Origin of the sequence: Providencia sp. JUb39 (assembly GCF_012272845.1) — a bacterium.
Lineage (GTDB): Bacteria > Pseudomonadota > Gammaproteobacteria > Enterobacterales > Enterobacteriaceae > Providencia > Providencia lanzhouensis.
Genome location: NZ_JAAWXD020000001.1, coordinates 190,501 through 207,752, shown reverse-complemented (window position 1 = coordinate 207,752; position 17,252 = coordinate 190,501). Strand labels below are relative to the sequence as shown.

At 43.5% G+C, this 17,252-nt stretch carries 17 protein-coding genes; 16 read left to right on the top strand and 1 reads right to left on the bottom strand.

Translation table 11 applies throughout. The features are described 5' to 3' along the window. Positions 1–218: 218 nt before the first annotated feature. Both ravA and viaA read left to right on the top strand, forming a co-directional pair. Complete coding sequence (gene ravA / locus HFU86_RS00895) at positions 219–1,742, top strand: ATPase RavA (RefSeq protein WP_187128537.1); 1,524 nt, start codon at positions 219–221, stop codon at positions 1,740–1,742. Continuing rightward, a complete protein-coding gene (gene viaA, locus HFU86_RS00890; protein WP_132496974.1) occupies positions 1,739–3,196 on the top strand; it encodes an ATPase RavA stimulator ViaA in 1,458 nt (485 codons plus the stop codon). The genes ravA and viaA overlap by 4 nt, the downstream gene beginning before the upstream one ends. On the opposite strand, the gene asnA is transcribed toward viaA, so the two are convergent. Then, positions 3,197–4,189: an aspartate--ammonia ligase gene (gene asnA, locus HFU86_RS00885; protein ID WP_036950599.1), complete on the bottom strand. Its 993-nt coding sequence runs from the start codon at positions 4,187–4,189 to the stop codon at positions 3,197–3,199. Positions 4,190–4,350: 161 nt separating this feature from the next. Here asnA and asnC point away from each other — a divergent pair, with 161 nt between their 5' ends. From asnC to glmU, 14 genes are all read left to right on the top strand, one after another. Next, positions 4,351–4,812: a transcriptional regulator AsnC gene (asnC, locus tag HFU86_RS00880; protein WP_036950600.1), complete on the top strand. Its 462-nt coding sequence runs from the start codon at positions 4,351–4,353 to the stop codon at positions 4,810–4,812. Between the two features lie 91 nt (positions 4,813–4,903). After that, complete coding sequence (gene mioC, locus HFU86_RS00875; RefSeq protein ID WP_132496975.1) at positions 4,904–5,350, top strand: FMN-binding protein MioC; 447 nt, start codon at positions 4,904–4,906, stop codon at positions 5,348–5,350. Positions 5,351–5,726: 376 nt separating this feature from the next. Beyond that, positions 5,727–7,616, top strand: a complete 1,890-nt coding sequence (gene mnmG, locus HFU86_RS00870) for a tRNA uridine-5-carboxymethylaminomethyl(34) synthesis enzyme MnmG (protein WP_132496976.1) — start codon at positions 5,727–5,729, stop codon at positions 7,614–7,616. Between the two features lies 1 nt (position 7,617). Continuing rightward, a complete protein-coding gene (rsmG, locus tag HFU86_RS00865) occupies positions 7,618–8,241 on the top strand; it encodes a 16S rRNA (guanine(527)-N(7))-methyltransferase RsmG (RefSeq protein ID WP_187128536.1) in 624 nt (207 codons plus the stop codon). A 590-nt stretch (positions 8,242–8,831) separates the two neighbouring features. After that, entirely contained in the window at positions 8,832–9,206 is a 375-nt protein-coding gene (atpI, locus tag HFU86_RS00860; protein ID WP_036950608.1) for a F0F1 ATP synthase subunit I, read from the top strand. 33 nt (positions 9,207–9,239) lie between these two features. Beyond that, complete coding sequence (gene atpB, locus HFU86_RS00855; protein ID WP_006660652.1) at positions 9,240–10,058, top strand: F0F1 ATP synthase subunit A; 819 nt, start codon at positions 9,240–9,242, stop codon at positions 10,056–10,058. 47 nt (positions 10,059–10,105) lie between these two features. Next, a complete protein-coding gene (gene atpE, locus HFU86_RS00850) occupies positions 10,106–10,345 on the top strand; it encodes a F0F1 ATP synthase subunit C (protein ID WP_004246596.1) in 240 nt (79 codons plus the stop codon). Positions 10,346–10,402: 57 nt separating this feature from the next. Next, entirely contained in the window at positions 10,403–10,873 is a 471-nt protein-coding gene (gene atpF / locus HFU86_RS00845) for a F0F1 ATP synthase subunit B (protein ID WP_036950611.1), read from the top strand. 12 nt (positions 10,874–10,885) lie between these two features. After that, positions 10,886–11,419, top strand: coding sequence for a F0F1 ATP synthase subunit delta (gene atpH / locus HFU86_RS00840; RefSeq protein WP_036950613.1), 534 nt, complete (start codon positions 10,886–10,888; stop codon positions 11,417–11,419). Positions 11,420–11,433: 14 nt separating this feature from the next. Continuing rightward, on the top strand, positions 11,434–12,975 hold the full coding sequence (gene atpA / locus HFU86_RS00835; RefSeq protein ID WP_006660649.1) for a F0F1 ATP synthase subunit alpha: 1,542 nt from the start codon (positions 11,434–11,436) through the stop codon (positions 12,973–12,975). Between the two features lie 55 nt (positions 12,976–13,030). Further along, positions 13,031–13,894 (top strand): F0F1 ATP synthase subunit gamma, encoded by an 864-nt coding sequence (gene atpG / locus HFU86_RS00830; RefSeq protein ID WP_006660648.1) that lies wholly within the window; start codon positions 13,031–13,033, stop codon positions 13,892–13,894. 34 nt (positions 13,895–13,928) lie between these two features. Continuing rightward, positions 13,929–15,311 (top strand): F0F1 ATP synthase subunit beta, encoded by a 1,383-nt coding sequence (gene atpD, locus HFU86_RS00825; protein WP_006660647.1) that lies wholly within the window; start codon positions 13,929–13,931, stop codon positions 15,309–15,311. Between the two features lie 21 nt (positions 15,312–15,332). Then, complete coding sequence (locus HFU86_RS00820; protein ID WP_006660646.1) at positions 15,333–15,758, top strand: F0F1 ATP synthase subunit epsilon; 426 nt, start codon at positions 15,333–15,335, stop codon at positions 15,756–15,758. A gap of 123 nt (positions 15,759–15,881) precedes the next feature. Next, entirely contained in the window at positions 15,882–17,252 is a 1,371-nt protein-coding gene (gene glmU, locus HFU86_RS00815; protein WP_187128535.1) for a bifunctional UDP-N-acetylglucosamine diphosphorylase/glucosamine-1-phosphate N-acetyltransferase GlmU, read from the top strand.

Genomic DNA, 17,252 nt, shown 5'->3' with positions numbered 1-17,252 from the left:
ACTTATTGAATAAGTTGTCGCTGAATCGTTCCTGCTTAATTAATACTCAGTTGTTCGCTACAACCTAAATTTGTTGCTCTTTATCCGAAATAACATCAAAGAAAAATCACAAAACTGATTGCACAATGAATAAAAGGACAGCTAACCTAGCAATAGCTTGGTCAATAACCATCTCCCTCTAACCCTTAGACGAGTTATTTAGAGAAAAGGAACACCTTATGCAATTAGCAGAACGGATAGCCCAATTAAGCAACTACCTTGAAGGTGGTTTGTATGAACGTCAGCAAGCTATTCGTTTGTGTTTGCTCGCCACGCTCAGTGGGGAAAGCGTGTTCTTGCTGGGTCCTCCTGGGATAGCGAAAAGCTTAATTGCCCGCCGCATGAAATATGCCTTCCGCCAAGCGAATGCGTTTGAATATTTAATGACGCGCTTTTCTACCCCCGAAGAGATTTTTGGACCGCTTTCCATTCAAGCCTTAAAAGATGAAGGGCGTTATGAGCGTTTAACTAAAGGATACCTGCCCGATGCGGAAGTGGTGTTTCTGGATGAAATATGGAAAGCAGGCCCTGCCATCTTAAATACCTTACTAACCGCCATAAATGAGCGAAAATTCCGTAATGGGGATGAAGAAAAAAACATCCCCATGCGCTTGCTAGTCACCGCATCCAACGAGCTACCCGATGCGGATAATAGTCTTGAAGCGCTGTTTGATAGGATGTTGCTGCGAATTTGGCTGGATAAAGTACAAGAGAAACAAAATTTCCGTGCGCTGCTGACTGGCAAATCTCAGCAAGAAGAAAATTTGGTTCCTGATCACCTAAAAATCAGTGAAGAAGAGTACCGAGAATGGCAAAAAGAAATTCCCAAGGTTTCGCTGCCCGATCACTGTTTTGAATTGATTTACCAATTACGCCAACAAATTGATGCCACAGAGAAGAATCTGTATGTCTCTGATAGACGTTGGAAAAAAGCCGTTTATTTATTGCAGGCTAGCGCATTCTTTAATGGTCGAAACTCTGTTTCACCGTTGGATATTGTGCTACTCAAAGATTGCTTATGGCACGATATGCAGTCAATGAACTTACTGCCCCAATTGCTCAAGTCATTAGTACAAGAAGATGGTTGGCAACAACGTCAATTTACGCGAGAAATTGAGCAGGTTTACCAACAGTGGATGTCATCCACCCAAGATCAAAATAACCAAGATGCTTTTAAGGTTTTAAAAAATAACGCGATGTTTGCACGAAAAGCCTCTTATGTGTTGCCTGAGAATATTAGCGAAGGGCGTGTAACCCTATTTTTGCATCGCCCATTACAGCTACATAATATGAAAGTGACCTTTATTACCACCGAGAAAAAATCACTGGTGAATTTCCTTAATAAAGGCACCACCTTATCAGCTCATCTTAATGGGATTGGTTTCGCGCAAGAGCTAGCCGCTGAAGTGAATAATTTAAACCAGATCCAACTATTAGATGTTAGCCATCAAGCATCAACCTTATATTTACAAGATAAAAACCCTACAGCAGCACCGACAACCAATAATAAAGAGTGGTTGGATAAGCTTGATGCTATCCAAAATGAGATCCAAGGGGCGAAATATCAGTTTGAGAAGCAGCAACCTAACCTGTTTATCGAGGCGCACTGGCTCGCGGATGTTGAAGAGAGCTTTATTAAGCTTAGCGATAAATTGACCCAGCTCCGCCAGCAAATTATGGGAAAGGTGGCTAACTCATTATGATGAGCCTAGCGTCCCTCGAATTATTGCTTTCGGTGAATGAAAGCCAGCTGATTGAAGAGATTATTATTTCTCTTCTCGCCACCCCACAGCTGGCGGTTTTCTTTGAAAAGCATCCTCGATTGAAAAAGGCGCTATTAAAAGATCTCTCCAGTTGGAAAAAAGACCTTAAACAGAAGCTGCAAGATGCGTTAGTTCCTCAGCAACTTTCTGAAGAATTTGGGCTATATCAGAAGTCATTGGGCATTCACACTGATAAGTTTTTCACGCAATTACCCGATGTGATAGCACGGCTCGAGCAGTTAGATTCCCCGTTTTACCGTGAAGCCCTACAACTGCAAAAGGGAAAAATTGAAAATCGCAGTGCGCGGCAATCTTTGATTGTTCAGCGTTGGCGTATTAGTTTGATTTTGCAGGTGACTACATTACATAAAGAACTCTTAGAACAGGAAAAAGAGCAACTGCTGGCGGAATTACAACGCCGTTTAGCACTGAGCGGAAATCTTGAGGATATTCTAGGGGAAAATGAGCGCTCTTCTGGGCGATTATGGGATCTGAGCAAAGGGTTTAGTAACCCAGCGGCTTATAATGATCAATTAATCGCTCGCTACAGTGATTTTTTGCGCCAGCAACCCGAGCTGGAAAAAATTGCTCAGCTACTGGGGCGTAGCCAATCAGCCAAATCTATTCTGGATGATAATGTGATCCTTGAGCCGATGACGGTGATGGAAAAAGTCCCGGAAACCGTACCTGAACAAGTGAATGGCTTAAACCAGAGTGACGATATTCTGCGGCTATTACCTGCTGAGCTTGCGATGTTAGGGCTCGAAGATATTGAATTTGAGTTCTACCGCAAGTTATTAGAGAAGCAGCTTATTACCTATCGCTTACAAGGGGAAAGCTGGCAAGAACGCAAAGTTTTACGTCCAGTGACCCATCATCAACATGAAGATCAACCTAGAGGGCCATTTGTAGTATGTATCGATACTTCAGGTTCTATGGGTGGAATCAATGAACGCTGTGCAAAAGCGTTCTGTCTGGCTTTAATGAAAATCGCGCTGGCGGATAACCGAGCTTGTCACGTGATGCTGTTTTCCACTGAAATTGTTCATTATGACCTTCTCTCTGCGGATGGCTTAGAACAATGCATGCGCTTCTTGCATCAAACATTCCGTGGTGGAACAGACTTGGCAGCATGTTTACGAGAAACAACGGTAAAATTAGAGTCAAAACAGTGGAGTGATGCCGATGCGGTTGTCATTTCGGACTTTGTGGCTCAACGCTTACCGGATGAGTTAATTCAGAAGATTAAGTCCCTTCAGAAGGTTGGTAAATACCGCTTCCATGCAGTATCTGTTTCAAATTATGGGAAGCCCGGTATCATGAAGATATTTGATCATATCTGGCGCTTTGATACAGGGCTAAAAAGCCGACTACTACGCCGTTTTAATCGCTAATTACAGCATATCTTCAACTGTTTCAGCCATTTCTGGCGACCAAACACCACACTGAACTTGACCGATATGTTGACGTTGCAGCAGTAACATCACTAAGCGAGATTGACCAATACCACCACCGATAGATTGTGGCATTTCACCTTTGACTAACGCTTGATGCCATTCTAGTTCCATACGTTTTTCATCACCTGTTAATGCGAGTTGGCGAGTTAAACATTCAGGGCTGACACGGATCCCCATTGAAGAGATTTCAAATGCGTCTTGTAATACTGGGTTCCAAACAATAATGTCACCGTTTAAGCCTTTGAAGCCATCTTCGTTTTCGGTTGTCCAGTCATCGTAGTCTGGTGCACGTACATCGTGGGATTCACCGCTTGACAGTTTTCCACCAATACCGATTAAGAATACCGCACCCAATTCTTTCGCAATCGCACGCTCACGACCTTTCGCGTCTAAATCTGGGTAACGTTTTAGCAGCTCTTCGCTGTGGATAAAGTGAATTTGGTCTGGCAGGAACGGTGCCAGCCCAAATTCTTTACTTACGGCAGCTTCTGTTTCTTTTATTGCCTTATAGATTTTACCCACTGTCTGCTTCAGATAAGGAAGCGTACGATCCTCATCTGCCATCACTTTTTCCCAATCCCACTGGTCAACATAGACGGAGTGGATTGGGGTTAAGCGATCCTCGTCCGGACGTAACGCTTTCATGTGCGTGTACAGACCTTGACCTTCGCTGAAACCAAAACGACCTAAGGTTTTGCGTTTCCATTTAGCCAAAGAGTGAACCACTTCAAACGTTGCACCAGGAATTGATTTCACTTTTACTTGAACGGCTTTTTCGCAGCCTGATAAGTTATCTTGTGTACCATCACCTAAACGGCTCAGGATAGGACCTTGAACTTCGATTAAGCCAAGCTCTTTTTCAAGTAAACGTGAGAAATAAGATTTAACAAAGCTGATTTGTTGCTGATGTTCGATGAATGACTTGTCCATAATTTTACCCATAATTTGTTAGCTGTAATTAGCCGATGTGTAGATTAAGCAACAAAACGAGGTATAAATTCAATATCCATCATTAAAAAAAGCCTTTACTGTTTATTTTGATTAAAAAAATGGGTATAAAAATGAATAATCATCAAAATGAGGGCTAAATAATGCCAGAAAATTATCAAATCGATAATCTCGATCGTGACATACTTCACGAATTAATGGTCAATGCACGTACACCTTATGCTGAACTCGCCAAAAAATTCTCGGTAAGTCCCGGAACTATTCATGTGCGAGTGGAAAAAATGAAGCAAGCTGGGATCATAAAAGGAACCCGTATCGATATCAGTGCAAAACAATTGGGTTTTGATGTCTGTTGCTTTATAGGGATCATTTTAAAAAGTGCCAAGGATTATCATACTGCCCTCAAAAAGCTAGATGCTTTAGAGGAAGTCGTGGAGGTTTACTATACGACGGGTCAATACAGTATCTTTATTAAGGTAATGTGCCGCTCGATAGATTCCCTTCAAGATGTACTTATCAACAAAATTCAGACTATCGATGAAATTCAATCAACTGAAACGCTGATCTCCTTACAGAACCCGATCATGCGAACGATCACCCCGTAGAAAAAAAATGATATAACCACATTATCCACAGGTAGATCCCAGCTCATTCACAGCGTACAATAGCGCCCTGTTAATGTGAAAGAGAGTGACCATGAGCGTAACAAAAGTAACCTTAATTAGTGGCAGTACCATGGGCAGCGCCGAATATGTAGCGGAGCATATGGCAGAGATTTTAGAAGAACTCGGCTATGAAACGGATATACAGCACGGTCCTGAACTAGATGACTTACCACTTGAAGGGTTATGGCTGGTGGTGAGCTCCACACATGGCGCAGGGGATCTTCCCGAAAATATCCAACCGTTAGCTGAAGCAATTCAATCTCAGTCACCAGACCTGAGTAAGATCAAGTACGGTGCTGTGGGAATTGGCAGTTCGGAATATGACACTTTTTGTGGTGCGATCCATACTCTTGATACCTTATTACAGGATCATGGTGCAAAAAGGATCGGTGATTGCTTCGAAATTGATGTTCAGCAACACGAAATTCCTGAAGATCCCGCAGGAGAATGGGTTAAAATTTGGGCAAACGAACTCTGATCTGTTCAAATTAACCGCAAACAACTGTGGATAACTCCGGTAAGATCATGGTATTAACCGGTAGTTATCCAGATTATAAGTTTTAGGTCGTCCAAGGCCTGTGCATAAGTCCCTGTTTTGATCCCAGCTTATACGCAAAAGGATCACGGATCATTCACAGTATATGATCCTTTACACTTTGATGATCTTTAAAGTGAAAATTCACTTATCCACAGAAACCGTCGATCCTAATAAAAGATCTAATAAAGAGATCTTTAAATAAAAAAGATCTTTATATTATATAGGCGAGAGGCCAGGGCTTGGTCTCTCCATCAAACTTGAGTAGAATTCACTCCTCGAATGCAGAATCCGCATTTTCTAACGTTAAGGTTCACACATGTTTTATCCAGAGCAATTTGACGTCATCGTAATTGGTGGTGGTCATGCCGGTACTGAGGCAGCAATGGCAGCTGCACGTATGGGGCGTCAAACCCTATTACTGACTCACAATATTGATACATTGGGCCAGATGTCTTGCAACCCAGCCATCGGTGGGATCGGTAAGGGACATCTGGTAAGAGAAATTGATGCCCTCGGTGGCTTAATGGCTACCGCAACTGACAAAGCGGGTATTCAATTTAGAACACTCAATGCAAGTAAAGGCCCAGCGGTTCGTGCAACTCGCGCACAAGCAGACCGCGTGCTATATCGCCAAGCCGTTAGAACTGCATTAGAGAACCAACCAAACTTAATGATCTTCCAACAACCTGTTGAAGATCTGATTGTTGAAAATAACCGAGTAACTGGCGCTGTTACCCGCATGGGCTTAAAATTTAAAGCCAAAGCGGTGGTATTAACCGTAGGTACTTTCCTTGATGGAAAAATTCATATCGGTTTAGAAAACTACAGTGGTGGTCGTGCAGGTGATCCACCAGCAATTACGTTATCTCAACGTTTAAGGGAATTGCCATTACGTGTAAACCGTTTAAAAACAGGTACACCACCACGTATTGATGCAAGAACTATTGATTTCAGTCAGTTAGCTCAACAGCTAGGTGACGACCCAATGCCGGTATTCTCATTTTTAGGTTCGCAAGAGCAGCATCCACAACAAGTGCCTTGCTACATCACCTATACCAATGAGCAAACTCATGATGTGATCCGTAATAACTTAGATCGCAGCCCTATGTATGCAGGGATCATTGAAGGGATCGGTCCTCGTTACTGTCCTTCAATTGAAGATAAAGTCATGCGTTTTGCGGATAAAAATGCACATCAGATCTTCTTAGAGCCAGAAGGTTTAACTAGCAATGAAATTTATCCAAACGGGATCTCCACCAGCTTGCCATTTGATGTTCAAATGAAAATAGTTCATTCCATGAAGGGAATGGAAAATGCAAGGATCGTCCGCCCTGGTTATGCCATTGAGTACGATTTCTTTGACCCACGCGATCTAAAACAAACTCTCGAAAGCAAATTTATTGAAGGTTTGTTCTTTGCGGGTCAAATCAACGGTACAACAGGTTACGAAGAAGCCGCTGCTCAAGGTTTATTAGCCGGCCTTAACGCTGCACAACACGCATTTGACCTCGAAGGCTGGTTCCCTCGTCGTGACCAAGCCTATGTAGGCGTATTAGTTGACGACCTGTGCACATTAGGGACTAAAGAACCGTACCGTATGTTCACTTCCCGTGCGGAATACCGTTTGATGCTACGCGAAGATAACGCAGATTTACGTTTAACCGAAAAAGGACGTGAATTAGGTCTCGTGGATGATGTTCGTTGGGAACACTTCAACCGCAAAGTCGAAATGATTGAAAAAGAGCGTCAACGCTTAAAAGATATCTGGGTTCACCCTAAATCTGATAACCATGAAGAAATCGACCAAATTTTAACTGTTCCATTATCGAAAGAAGCGAATGGTGAAGATTTACTGCGTCGTCCTGAAATGACGTATCAAATGCTGACCTCGTTAAATCTGTTTTCTCCAGGTGTTGAAGATCCTCAAGCGGCAGATCAAGTTGAAATTCAAGTGAAATACGAAGGTTACATTGCTCGTCAGCAAGAAGAGATCGAACGTCAGCTGCGTAATGAAAATACCTTACTCCCTGTTGATTTAGACTATAAGCAAGTGAAAGGCTTATCTAATGAAGTCATGGCGAAACTGAATGACCACAAACCAACGTCAATTGGTCAAGCCTCTCGTATTTCAGGGATCACACCAGCAGCTATTTCAATTCTGTTAGTGTGGCTCAAAAAACAAGGCATGTTGCGTCGGAGTGCATAATATGGATTTACTTAGCAAACTGACCAAGCTATTGGCAAAGGCCGACATCCAACTGACTGACAAGCAAAAACAGCAGTTAGTCGATTATGTCGGTTTATTGCACAAATGGAATAAAGCGTACAATTTAACGTCAGTACGTGAGCCGGAACAAATGTTAGTTCGCCACATCATGGACAGCATCGTGGTGAACGATCATCTTGAAGGTGACAAATTTATCGATGTAGGAACGGGCCCTGGACTTCCTGGCGTTCCTTTAGCGATCGTACGACCTGATGCTCACTTTGTTTTATTGGATAGCTTAGGGAAGCGTATACGCTTCCTAAAACAGGTTCAGCATGAGTTAGGGCTAACTAACATTGAGCCAGTTCAATCTCGAGTGGAAGAGTACCCTGTTGAAGATGGATTTGATGGCGTAATTAGCAGAGCCTTTGCATCACTCAACGATATGCTGAGTTGGTGCCACCATCTTCCTGCAAGGGAAGGGCGCTTTTATGCGTTAAAAGGTGTGGTTCGTAACGAAGAACTCACACAGCTACCTGAAGGATTTGAAGTTGAGTCCATTACAGAGCTAAAAATTCCAGAATTAGACGAACAGCGTCACTTGGTTAAATTATTCAAAAAATAACGTAGTTTTTAGTAAAATTATTTTATCTTTTAGAGCGGTAGCCGTACATTTACAATGTTACGGCTATTTTTATATATAATTAAAATAAAGATAATTTAAATTCACTTGTTATTTACAGAATATTAACGAATATATATCAAAAATAATCACATTAATCGTAATAATATTCCTAATCTAATATTATTACTAAATCGTTTTAGCATTAATAATGAAATATCCAAATTATTTTTTCATTTTTTTGCCTAAAAAATAACAAATTTAATTATTTGATTTATGGCTTAAAAATAGGGTTCTAACCGGATAAAGAGTGTGGTTATTAATCAAGAGATTAAGATTTGTTGTGATCTTAATCACATAAAGTTATTTTTAGGCGACGAATCGTTAATAAATTATTAATCCCACCTGTCTTAATTCTGCGCTATCTCGAAAAAATTAAATATTTATTCACCTTTTCGCTACTTACTGATTGAATTCATTTCGCCTGCCCGTATAATTTGCACGTTTTTGTCTCTTGACACATTTAAGCAAAGGCAGTTTTATTACAACCCTTAGCGTTTCTTAGGCTGAGAGAGCTGGGAGTACACAAAGTTATGTCTGTTTCCCTTTATGGCAGTAATGCTTCTAAGCAACTGTCTATTCAGTTAATAACTTTTGTAATCCTCAGTGGGGCTTTCTGTGCAAATAGTATAGAATGGGGGGCCTCTGCTCTTGCTGGTGGGTTAGCATGCTGGTTACCTAATATCGTATTTATGCTGCTATCACGCTTTGAAAAAGCAAAAGAAGAGGATGAACCTGTCCGCATTGCCTGGTTCTTTGCATTAGGAGCAGGGTTAAAGGTTGTGACAACTATTACTGTCTTAGTTGTTGCTTTTGGTGTGTTTAAAGCGTCAATAACACCACTGGGTTTGACCTATTTAGCGGTGCTGATTGTTCAGATTGTTGCACCAGCCGTTGTAAAACGGTAAGTATTTTTAAACTACAAAAGGGTAAGAGGCATCATGTCTGCATCAGGAGAAGTGATGACTACAAATGAGTACATAGGTCACCATCTGAGAAACCTTCAGTTGGATCTACGTACCTTTGAGTTGGTCGATCCCCACGCTAGTCCAACGTTTTGGGCGTTAAACATTGACTCGCTTTTTTTCTCCGTAGTTCTCGGGGCTTTATTCCTGTGGCTATTTAGAAAAGTTGCTGCCAATGCGACTAGTGGCGTACCCGGTAAGTTACAGACTGCAATAGAACTGATCATTGGTTTCGTTGATAACTCAGTCCGTGATATGTATCACGGGAAGAGCAAAGTTATTGCCCCTCTGGCATTAACGGTGTTCGTCTGGGTATTTTTAATGAACCTTCTGGATCTACTTCCAATTGATTTCATCCCATACATCGGTGAGCACTACTTAGGTTTACCTGCTCTGCGTATTGTTCCAACCGCAGATGTGAGTATCACGATGTCGATGGCAATTGGTGTGTTTATCCTAATAATCTTTTACAGCATCAAGATGAAAGGAATTGGCGGATTCACGAAAGAGCTCACTATGCAGCCTTTCAACCATCCGGTATTTATCCCTGTAAACTTGATTCTTGAAGGGGTTAGCCTGCTGTCAAAACCTGTATCACTCGGTCTGCGACTGTTTGGTAACATGTATGCAGGTGAATTGATCTTTATTCTTATCGCGGCTCTGCTTCCGTGGTGGTCACAGTGGTTGTTAAGCCTGCCTTGGGCTATCTTCCACATACTGATTATTACGCTACAAGCCTTTATTTTTATGGTTCTGACTGTTGTCTATCTGTCGATGGCTTCTGAAGAGCACTAATTTTATTAATCAATAATTGTATTAACTGAAACAAACTGGAGACTGTCATGGAAAACCTGAGTATGGATCTGCTGTACATGGCTGCCGCTATTATGATGGGTTTAGCGGCGATCGGTGCTGCGATCGGTATCGGCATCCTAGGTGGTAAATTTTTAGAAGGCGCTGCTCGTCAGCCAGATTTAATTCCTCTGCTGCGTACACAGTTCTTTATCGTAATGGGTCTGGTCGATGCTATTCCGATGATTGCTGTTGGTCTGGGCTTATATGTAATGTTCGCTGTTGCCTAATTAACGTTCGGCACACATTAAGAACATTAACTAACTAATAAATAAGAGGTATTGTCTGTGAATCTAAATGCAACAATCCTCGGCCAGGCTATCGCGTTTGTCCTGTTTGTTTTGTTCTGTATGAAGTATGTATGGCCACCGATTATGGCGGCCATAGAAAAACGTCAAAAAGAAATTGCTGACGGTTTATCTTCCGCAGAACGTGCTAAAAAGAACCTGGAACTGGCGCAAACCGACGCAACCGACCGACTGAAAAAAGCGAAAGCTGAAGCTCAAATCATCATTGAACAAGCGAATAAACAACGCACTCAAATGATTGATGAAGCTAAAGCGGAAGCAGAAGCAGAACGTGCAAAAATCGTAGCACAAGCGCAAGCTGAAATTGATGCTGAGCGTAAACGTGCACGTGAAGAGTTACGTAAACAGGTTGCGATGCTTGCTATCGCAGGTGCCGAGAAGATCATCGAACGTTCCGTGGATGAAGCTGCTAACAGCGACATCGTTGATAAACTAGTCGCTGAACTGTAAGGAGGGAGGGGCATGTCTGAAATCGCTACTGTAGCTCGCCCCTACGCCAAAGCAGCTTTTGACTTTGCTGTGGAAAACCAAGCTGTTGCTAAATGGCAGGAAATGCTGGCCTTCACCTCTGAGGTGACGCGCAATGAACAGGTTGGTGAGCTGCTTTCTGGTTCTATTGCACCAGAAACATTAGCTAAAACGTTTATCTCTGTTTGTGGAGATGAAATTGACGAGCATGTTCAAAATCTGATTCGTGTTATGGCGGAAAACGGTCGTTTAACAACGATGCCAGAAGTATTAGCTCAATTTATCCAATTGCGCGATACGCTGGAATCAACTGTTGAAGTTGATGTTCTTTCTGCGAACGAACTGAGTGAACAGCAGTCAGCTAAAATTTCTGCCGCGATGGAAAAACGTCTGTCACGCAAAGTTAAGCTGAATTGCAAAATTGACAAGTCTGTTATTGCTGGAGTGATCATTCGTGCGGGAGACCTCGTCATTGACGGTAGTGTCCGCGGTCGCTTAGAGCGTTTAACTGACGTCTTGCAGTCTTAAGGGGACTGGAGCATATGCAACTGAATTCCACCGAAATCAGCGAACTGATCAAACAGCGTATTGCTCAGTTCGATGTTGTGAGTGAAGCTCACAATGAAGGTACGATTGTTTCCGTTAACGACGGTATCATTCGTATTCACGGTTTAGCCGAAGTCATGCAGGGTGAAATGATCGCACTGCCTGGCAACCGTTACGCAATTGCACTGAACTTAGAGCGTGACTCTGTTGGTGCGGTTGTTATGGGTCCTTATGCTGACTTAGCAGAAGGCATGAAAGTTAAATGTACTGGTCGTATTCTTGAAGTTCCAGTAGGCCGTGGCCTGTTAGGACGTGTAGTGAATACACTGGGTCAACCAATTGATGGTAAAGGTCCTGTTGAGCACGATGGCTTCTCTCCTGTAGAAGTTATTGCTCCGGGTGTTATCGACCGTCAATCAGTTGATCAACCTGTACAGACTGGTTATAAATCAGTCGATGCGATGATTCCAATCGGCCGTGGCCAGCGTGAGCTTGTCATCGGTGACCGTCAAACTGGTAAAACAGCTCTGGCGATCGATGCAATCATCAACCAGCGTGATTCTGGCATCAAATGTGTTTACGTTGCTATCGGACAGAAAGCATCAACTATCTCTAACGTAGTACGTAAACTGGAAGAACACGGCGCTCTGGAAAACACTATCGTTGTTGTTGCAACTGCATCTGAATCAGCTGCACTGCAATACTTAGCACCATACTCTGGTTGCGCGATGGGTGAATATTTCCGTGACCGCGGTGAAGATGCCCTGATCGTTTATGATGACCTGTCTAAACAGGCTGTCGCATACCGTCAAATTTCACTGTTGCTGCGTCGTCCACCAGGACGTGAAGCATACCCAGGTGATGTTTTCTATCTGCACTCCCGTTTACTTGAGCGTGCTGCTCGCGTTAACGCTGATTACGTAGAAGCATTCACTAAAGGTGAAGTGAAAGGTAAAACTGGTTCATTGACTGCTCTGCCAATCATTGAAACTCAAGCGGGTGACGTTTCTGCATTCGTACCAACAAACGTAATTTCGATTACTGATGGTCAGATCTTCCTGGAATCTAACCTGTTTAACTCTGGTATTCGTCCAGCTGTTAACCCAGGTATTTCAGTATCTCGTGTTGGTGGTGCTGCTCAGACTAAAATCATTAAGAAACTGTCTGGTGGTATCCGTACAGCACTAGCTCAATACCGTGAACTGGCAGCGTTTGCTCAGTTTGCTTCCGACCTCGATGACGCAACTCGTAAACAGTTGAGCCATGGTCAGAAAGTAACTGAACTGCTGAAACAGAAACAGTATGCACCAATGTCAGTAGCAGAGCAGGCACTGTCTCTGTTCGCTGCAGAACGTGGATATCTGGACGATGTTGAGTTAGCAAAAATTGGTGCATTCGAAGCTGCATTAGTTTCATTTGCACAGCGCGAGCATGCTGACCTTATGAACGAAATTGGTCTGGCGGGCAAATATAACGATGATATCGAAGCTAAGTTGAATAAACTGCTCGAATCATTCAAAGCCACCCAGTCCTGGTAATACTATTCGGCCCGTGAATTTTTATGGGCCGTCTGGTTAATAAGGAGAAGCAGAAATGGCCGGCGCAAAAGAGATACGTTCCAAGATTGGAAGCGTGCAAAACACGCAGAAGATCACTAAAGCGATGGAAATGGTCGCGGCGTCCAAAATGCGTAAAACGCAGGAACGCATGGCGGCCAGCCGTCCTTATGCAGAAACCATGCGCAGTGTGATTGGTCACCTTGCATTAGGTAATCTGGAATATAAGCACCCATATCTCGAAGAGCGCGAAGTTAAGCGCGTCGGGTATTTGGTTGTTTCAACAGACCGTGGTCTGTGTGGTGGTTTGAACGTTAACCTGTTCAAAAAACTGCTGGCAGACATGAAAACGTGGTCTGAGAAAAACGTTCAGGTTGATTTGGCTTTAATCGGTTCTAAAGCGGTAGCATTCTTCGGTTCTGTAGGCGGCAATGTCGTTTCACAAGTAACCGGAATGGGGGATAACCCGACCCTTTCTGACCTGATTGGCCCAGTTAACTCTATGCTACAAGCCTATGATGAAGGGCGTTTAGATAAACTGTATGTGGTGAACAACAAGTTCGTCAATACAATGTCTCAAGAGCCAACGATTCTTCAGTTACTGCCATTGCCTGCAAGCGATGACGAAACACTGAAGAAGAAATCTTGGGATTATTTATATGAACCCGATCCTAAGGCGTTGCTGGATACCCTGCTGCGTCGTTATATCGAGTCGCAGGTTTATCAGGGCGTCGTTGAAAACCTAGCTAGTGAGCAGGCCGCTCGAATGGTAGCGATGAAAGCCGCTACAGATAACGGTGGAAACCTGATCAAAGAGTTGCAGTTGGTTTACAACAAAGCTCGTCAGGCCAGCATTACTCAGGAACTGACCGAGATCGTTTCTGGTGCTGCCGCGGTTTAACAGCTAGGTTTACGAATTACGTAGAGGATTCAAGATGGCTACTGGAAAGATTATCCAGGTAATCGGCGCCGTTGTGGACGTCGAGTTCCCTCAAGATAACGTACCAAAAGTGTACGATGCTCTTGAGGTTATTAACGGTAAAGAAAAACTGGTGTTGGAAGTTCAACAACAGTTAGGTGGTGGTGTTGTCCGTTGTATCGCAATGGGTACATCAGACGGTCTGAGCCGTGGTTTAGAAGTTGTAAACCTAGAGCACCCAATCGAAGTACCAGTCGGTAAAGCAACTCTGGGACGTATCATGAACGTTCTGGGTGAACCAATCGACATGAAAGGTGATATCGGCGAAGAAGAGCGCTGGTCTATTCACCGTGCTGCACCAAGCTACGAAGAGTTAGCTAACTCAACTGAACTGCTGGAAACCGGTATCAAAGTAATGGACTTAATCTGTCCATTCGCGAAAGGTGGTAAAGTAGGTCTGTTCGGTGGTGCGGGTGTTGGTAAAACAGTAAACATGATGGAACTGATCCGTAACATCGCGATTGAGCACTCAGGTTACTCAGTGTTCGCCGGTGTTGGTGAGCGTACCCGTGAAGGTAACGACTTCTATCATGAAATGACCGACTCAAACGTTCTGGATAAAGTATCACTGGTTTATGGCCAGATGAACGAGCCACCAGGAAACCGTCTGCGTGTTGCGCTGACTGGTCTGACTATGGCTGAAAAATTCCGTGACGAAGGTCGTGACGTACTGCTGTTCGTTGACAACATTTATCGTTATACACTGGCAGGTACTGAAGTATCAGCACTGTTAGGTCGTATGCCATCAGCGGTAGGTTACCAACCAACGCTGGCGGAAGAGATGGGTGTTCTGCAAGAACGTATTACCTCAACTCAAACTGGTTCTATCACTTCCGTTCAAGCGGTTTACGTACCAGCGGATGACTTGACTGACCCATCACCAGCAACCACCTTTGCTCACTTAGACGCAACCGTAGTTCTGAGCCGTCAAATCGCATCTCTGGGTATCTACCCTGCGGTTGACCCTCTGGATTCTACCAGCCGTCAATTAGACCCACTGGTAGTTGGTCAAGAGCACTATGATGTTGCTCGTGGCGTTCAGTCTATTCTGCAACGTTACCAAGAACTGAAAGATATCATTGCAATCCTGGGTATGGATGAACTGTCTGAAGAAGACAAACTGGTTGTTGCTCGTGCTCGTAAGATCCAGCGCTTCCTGTCTCAACCATTCTTCGTTGCAGAAGTCTTTACCGGTTCACCAGGTAAGTTCGTTTCTCTGAAAGACACTATCCGTGGCTTCAGCGGCATCCTGAACGGTGATTACGACCACCTGCCAGAACAAGCGTTCTACATGGTTGGTACCATTGAAGAAGCTGTGGAAAAAGCGAAAAAGCTTTAATCCATCTGACGAGAGGTTGATATGGTAGCTGCAATGACATACTACCTGAAAGTAGTAAGCGCGGAAAAACAGATGTTTGAAGGCTTAGTACAAAAAATTCAGGTGACAGGTAGTGAAGGTGAGTTGGGGATTTATCCGCAGCATACCCCGCTGCTGACTGCCATAAAACCGGGCATGGTACGCATTACGAAGCAGTTTGGTGAAGAAGAGCTAATTTACCTCTCCGGCGGTATCTTAGAAGTTCAACCAACAGGTGTTATCGTACTCGCTGATACAGCGATCCGTGGTAAAGATTTAGACGAAGCTCGTGCAGTGGAAGCTAAACGCAAAGCGGAAGAACATGTCCGCAAAGCACACGGCGATGTTGATTATGCTCAGGCATCAGCAGAACTTGCAAAAGCAATAGCGAAACTTCGAGTTATCGAGTTAACTAAAAAGCTTATGTAATGATAGCAATATAGAAAAAGCCAGTTAGTTTGACTAACTGGCTTTTTTATTTGTGCGAAATATGTAGTAATTTATACAGGAAATAGGTTTACTTTCACCCCAAAGTTGGAGTTTCAGGAAAATATGACTGTGCAAAGAAAAAGTGTCGTGATTTTAGCTGCCGGTAAAGGCACACGGATGTATTCAGACTTACCTAAAGTTCTGCATTTACTCGCAGGTAAACCAATGGTTCAGCATGTGATTGATACAGCGAAATCAATCGGTGCGTCGGATATTCATCTGGTATACGGACATGGCGGTGATTTACTGAAAGAAAAACTGGGCGAACAAAACCTCAATTGGGTTCTGCAAGCAGAGCAACTGGGTACTGGCCACGCGATGCAGCAAGCCGCTCCCCACTTCCAAGATGATGAAGATATTGTCATGCTTTATGGCGATGTACCTTTGATCGCTAAAGACACATTACAACGACTGGTAGAAGCTAAGCCAGAAGGCGGCATTGGCTTACTCACTGTTATCCTAGATAACCCAGCCGGTTATGGTCGCATTATCCGCGAAAACGGCGAAGTCGTTGGTATCATCGAACAGAAAGATGCCAGTGAAGAACAGCGTAAAATCCAAGAAATCAACACCGGTATTATGGTTGCAAGCGGAAAAGACTTTAACCGCTGGCTGAGCCAACTGAACAATAACAATGCCCAAGGTGAATACTACATTACCGACATCATTGCTCTTGCTCATAAAGAAGGTAACAAAATTGCGACCGTTCACCCAAGCCATCTCAGTGAAATGGAAGGGGTTAATAACCGTCTGCAATTAGCGGCGTTAGAGCGCATCTACCAAAAAGAACAAGCTGAAAAATTACTGTTAGCGGGTGTGATGTTGATTGATCCTGCACGTTTTGATATTCGCGGAACCTTAACTCACGGTCGCGATGTGGTGATCGACACCAACGTGATCATCGAAGGTAACGTAACGCTGGGGAATAATGTTCAGATCCAAACTGGCTGCGTACTGAAAAACTGTGTAGTTGGCGATAACTCAGTTATCAGCCCATACTCAGTCATTGAAAATTCTGAATTATCCACGGAATGTACTGTTGGACCTTTCGCTCGTTTACGCCCTGGTGCTAAATTAGCAGCGAAATCCCATGTGGGTAACTTTGTTGAAATGAAAAATGCCACGCTGGGCTTAGGCTCTAAGGCGGGTCACTTAAGCTATCTGGGTGATGCTCAGATTGGTAGTAATGTGAATATTGGCGCAGGCACGATCACCTGTAATTATGATGGTGTGAATAAATTTAAAACGGTTATTGGTGATGATGTGTTTGTTGGCTCTGACACTCAGTTAGTTGCTCCAGTGTGTGTGGCTAATGGCGCAACCATTGGTGCTGGTACCACGGTCACTCGTGATATTAACGAAGGTGAGCTGGTGGTGAGCAGAGTGAAACAGACACACATTAAAAACTGGCAGCGCCCAGTAAAGAAAAAATAA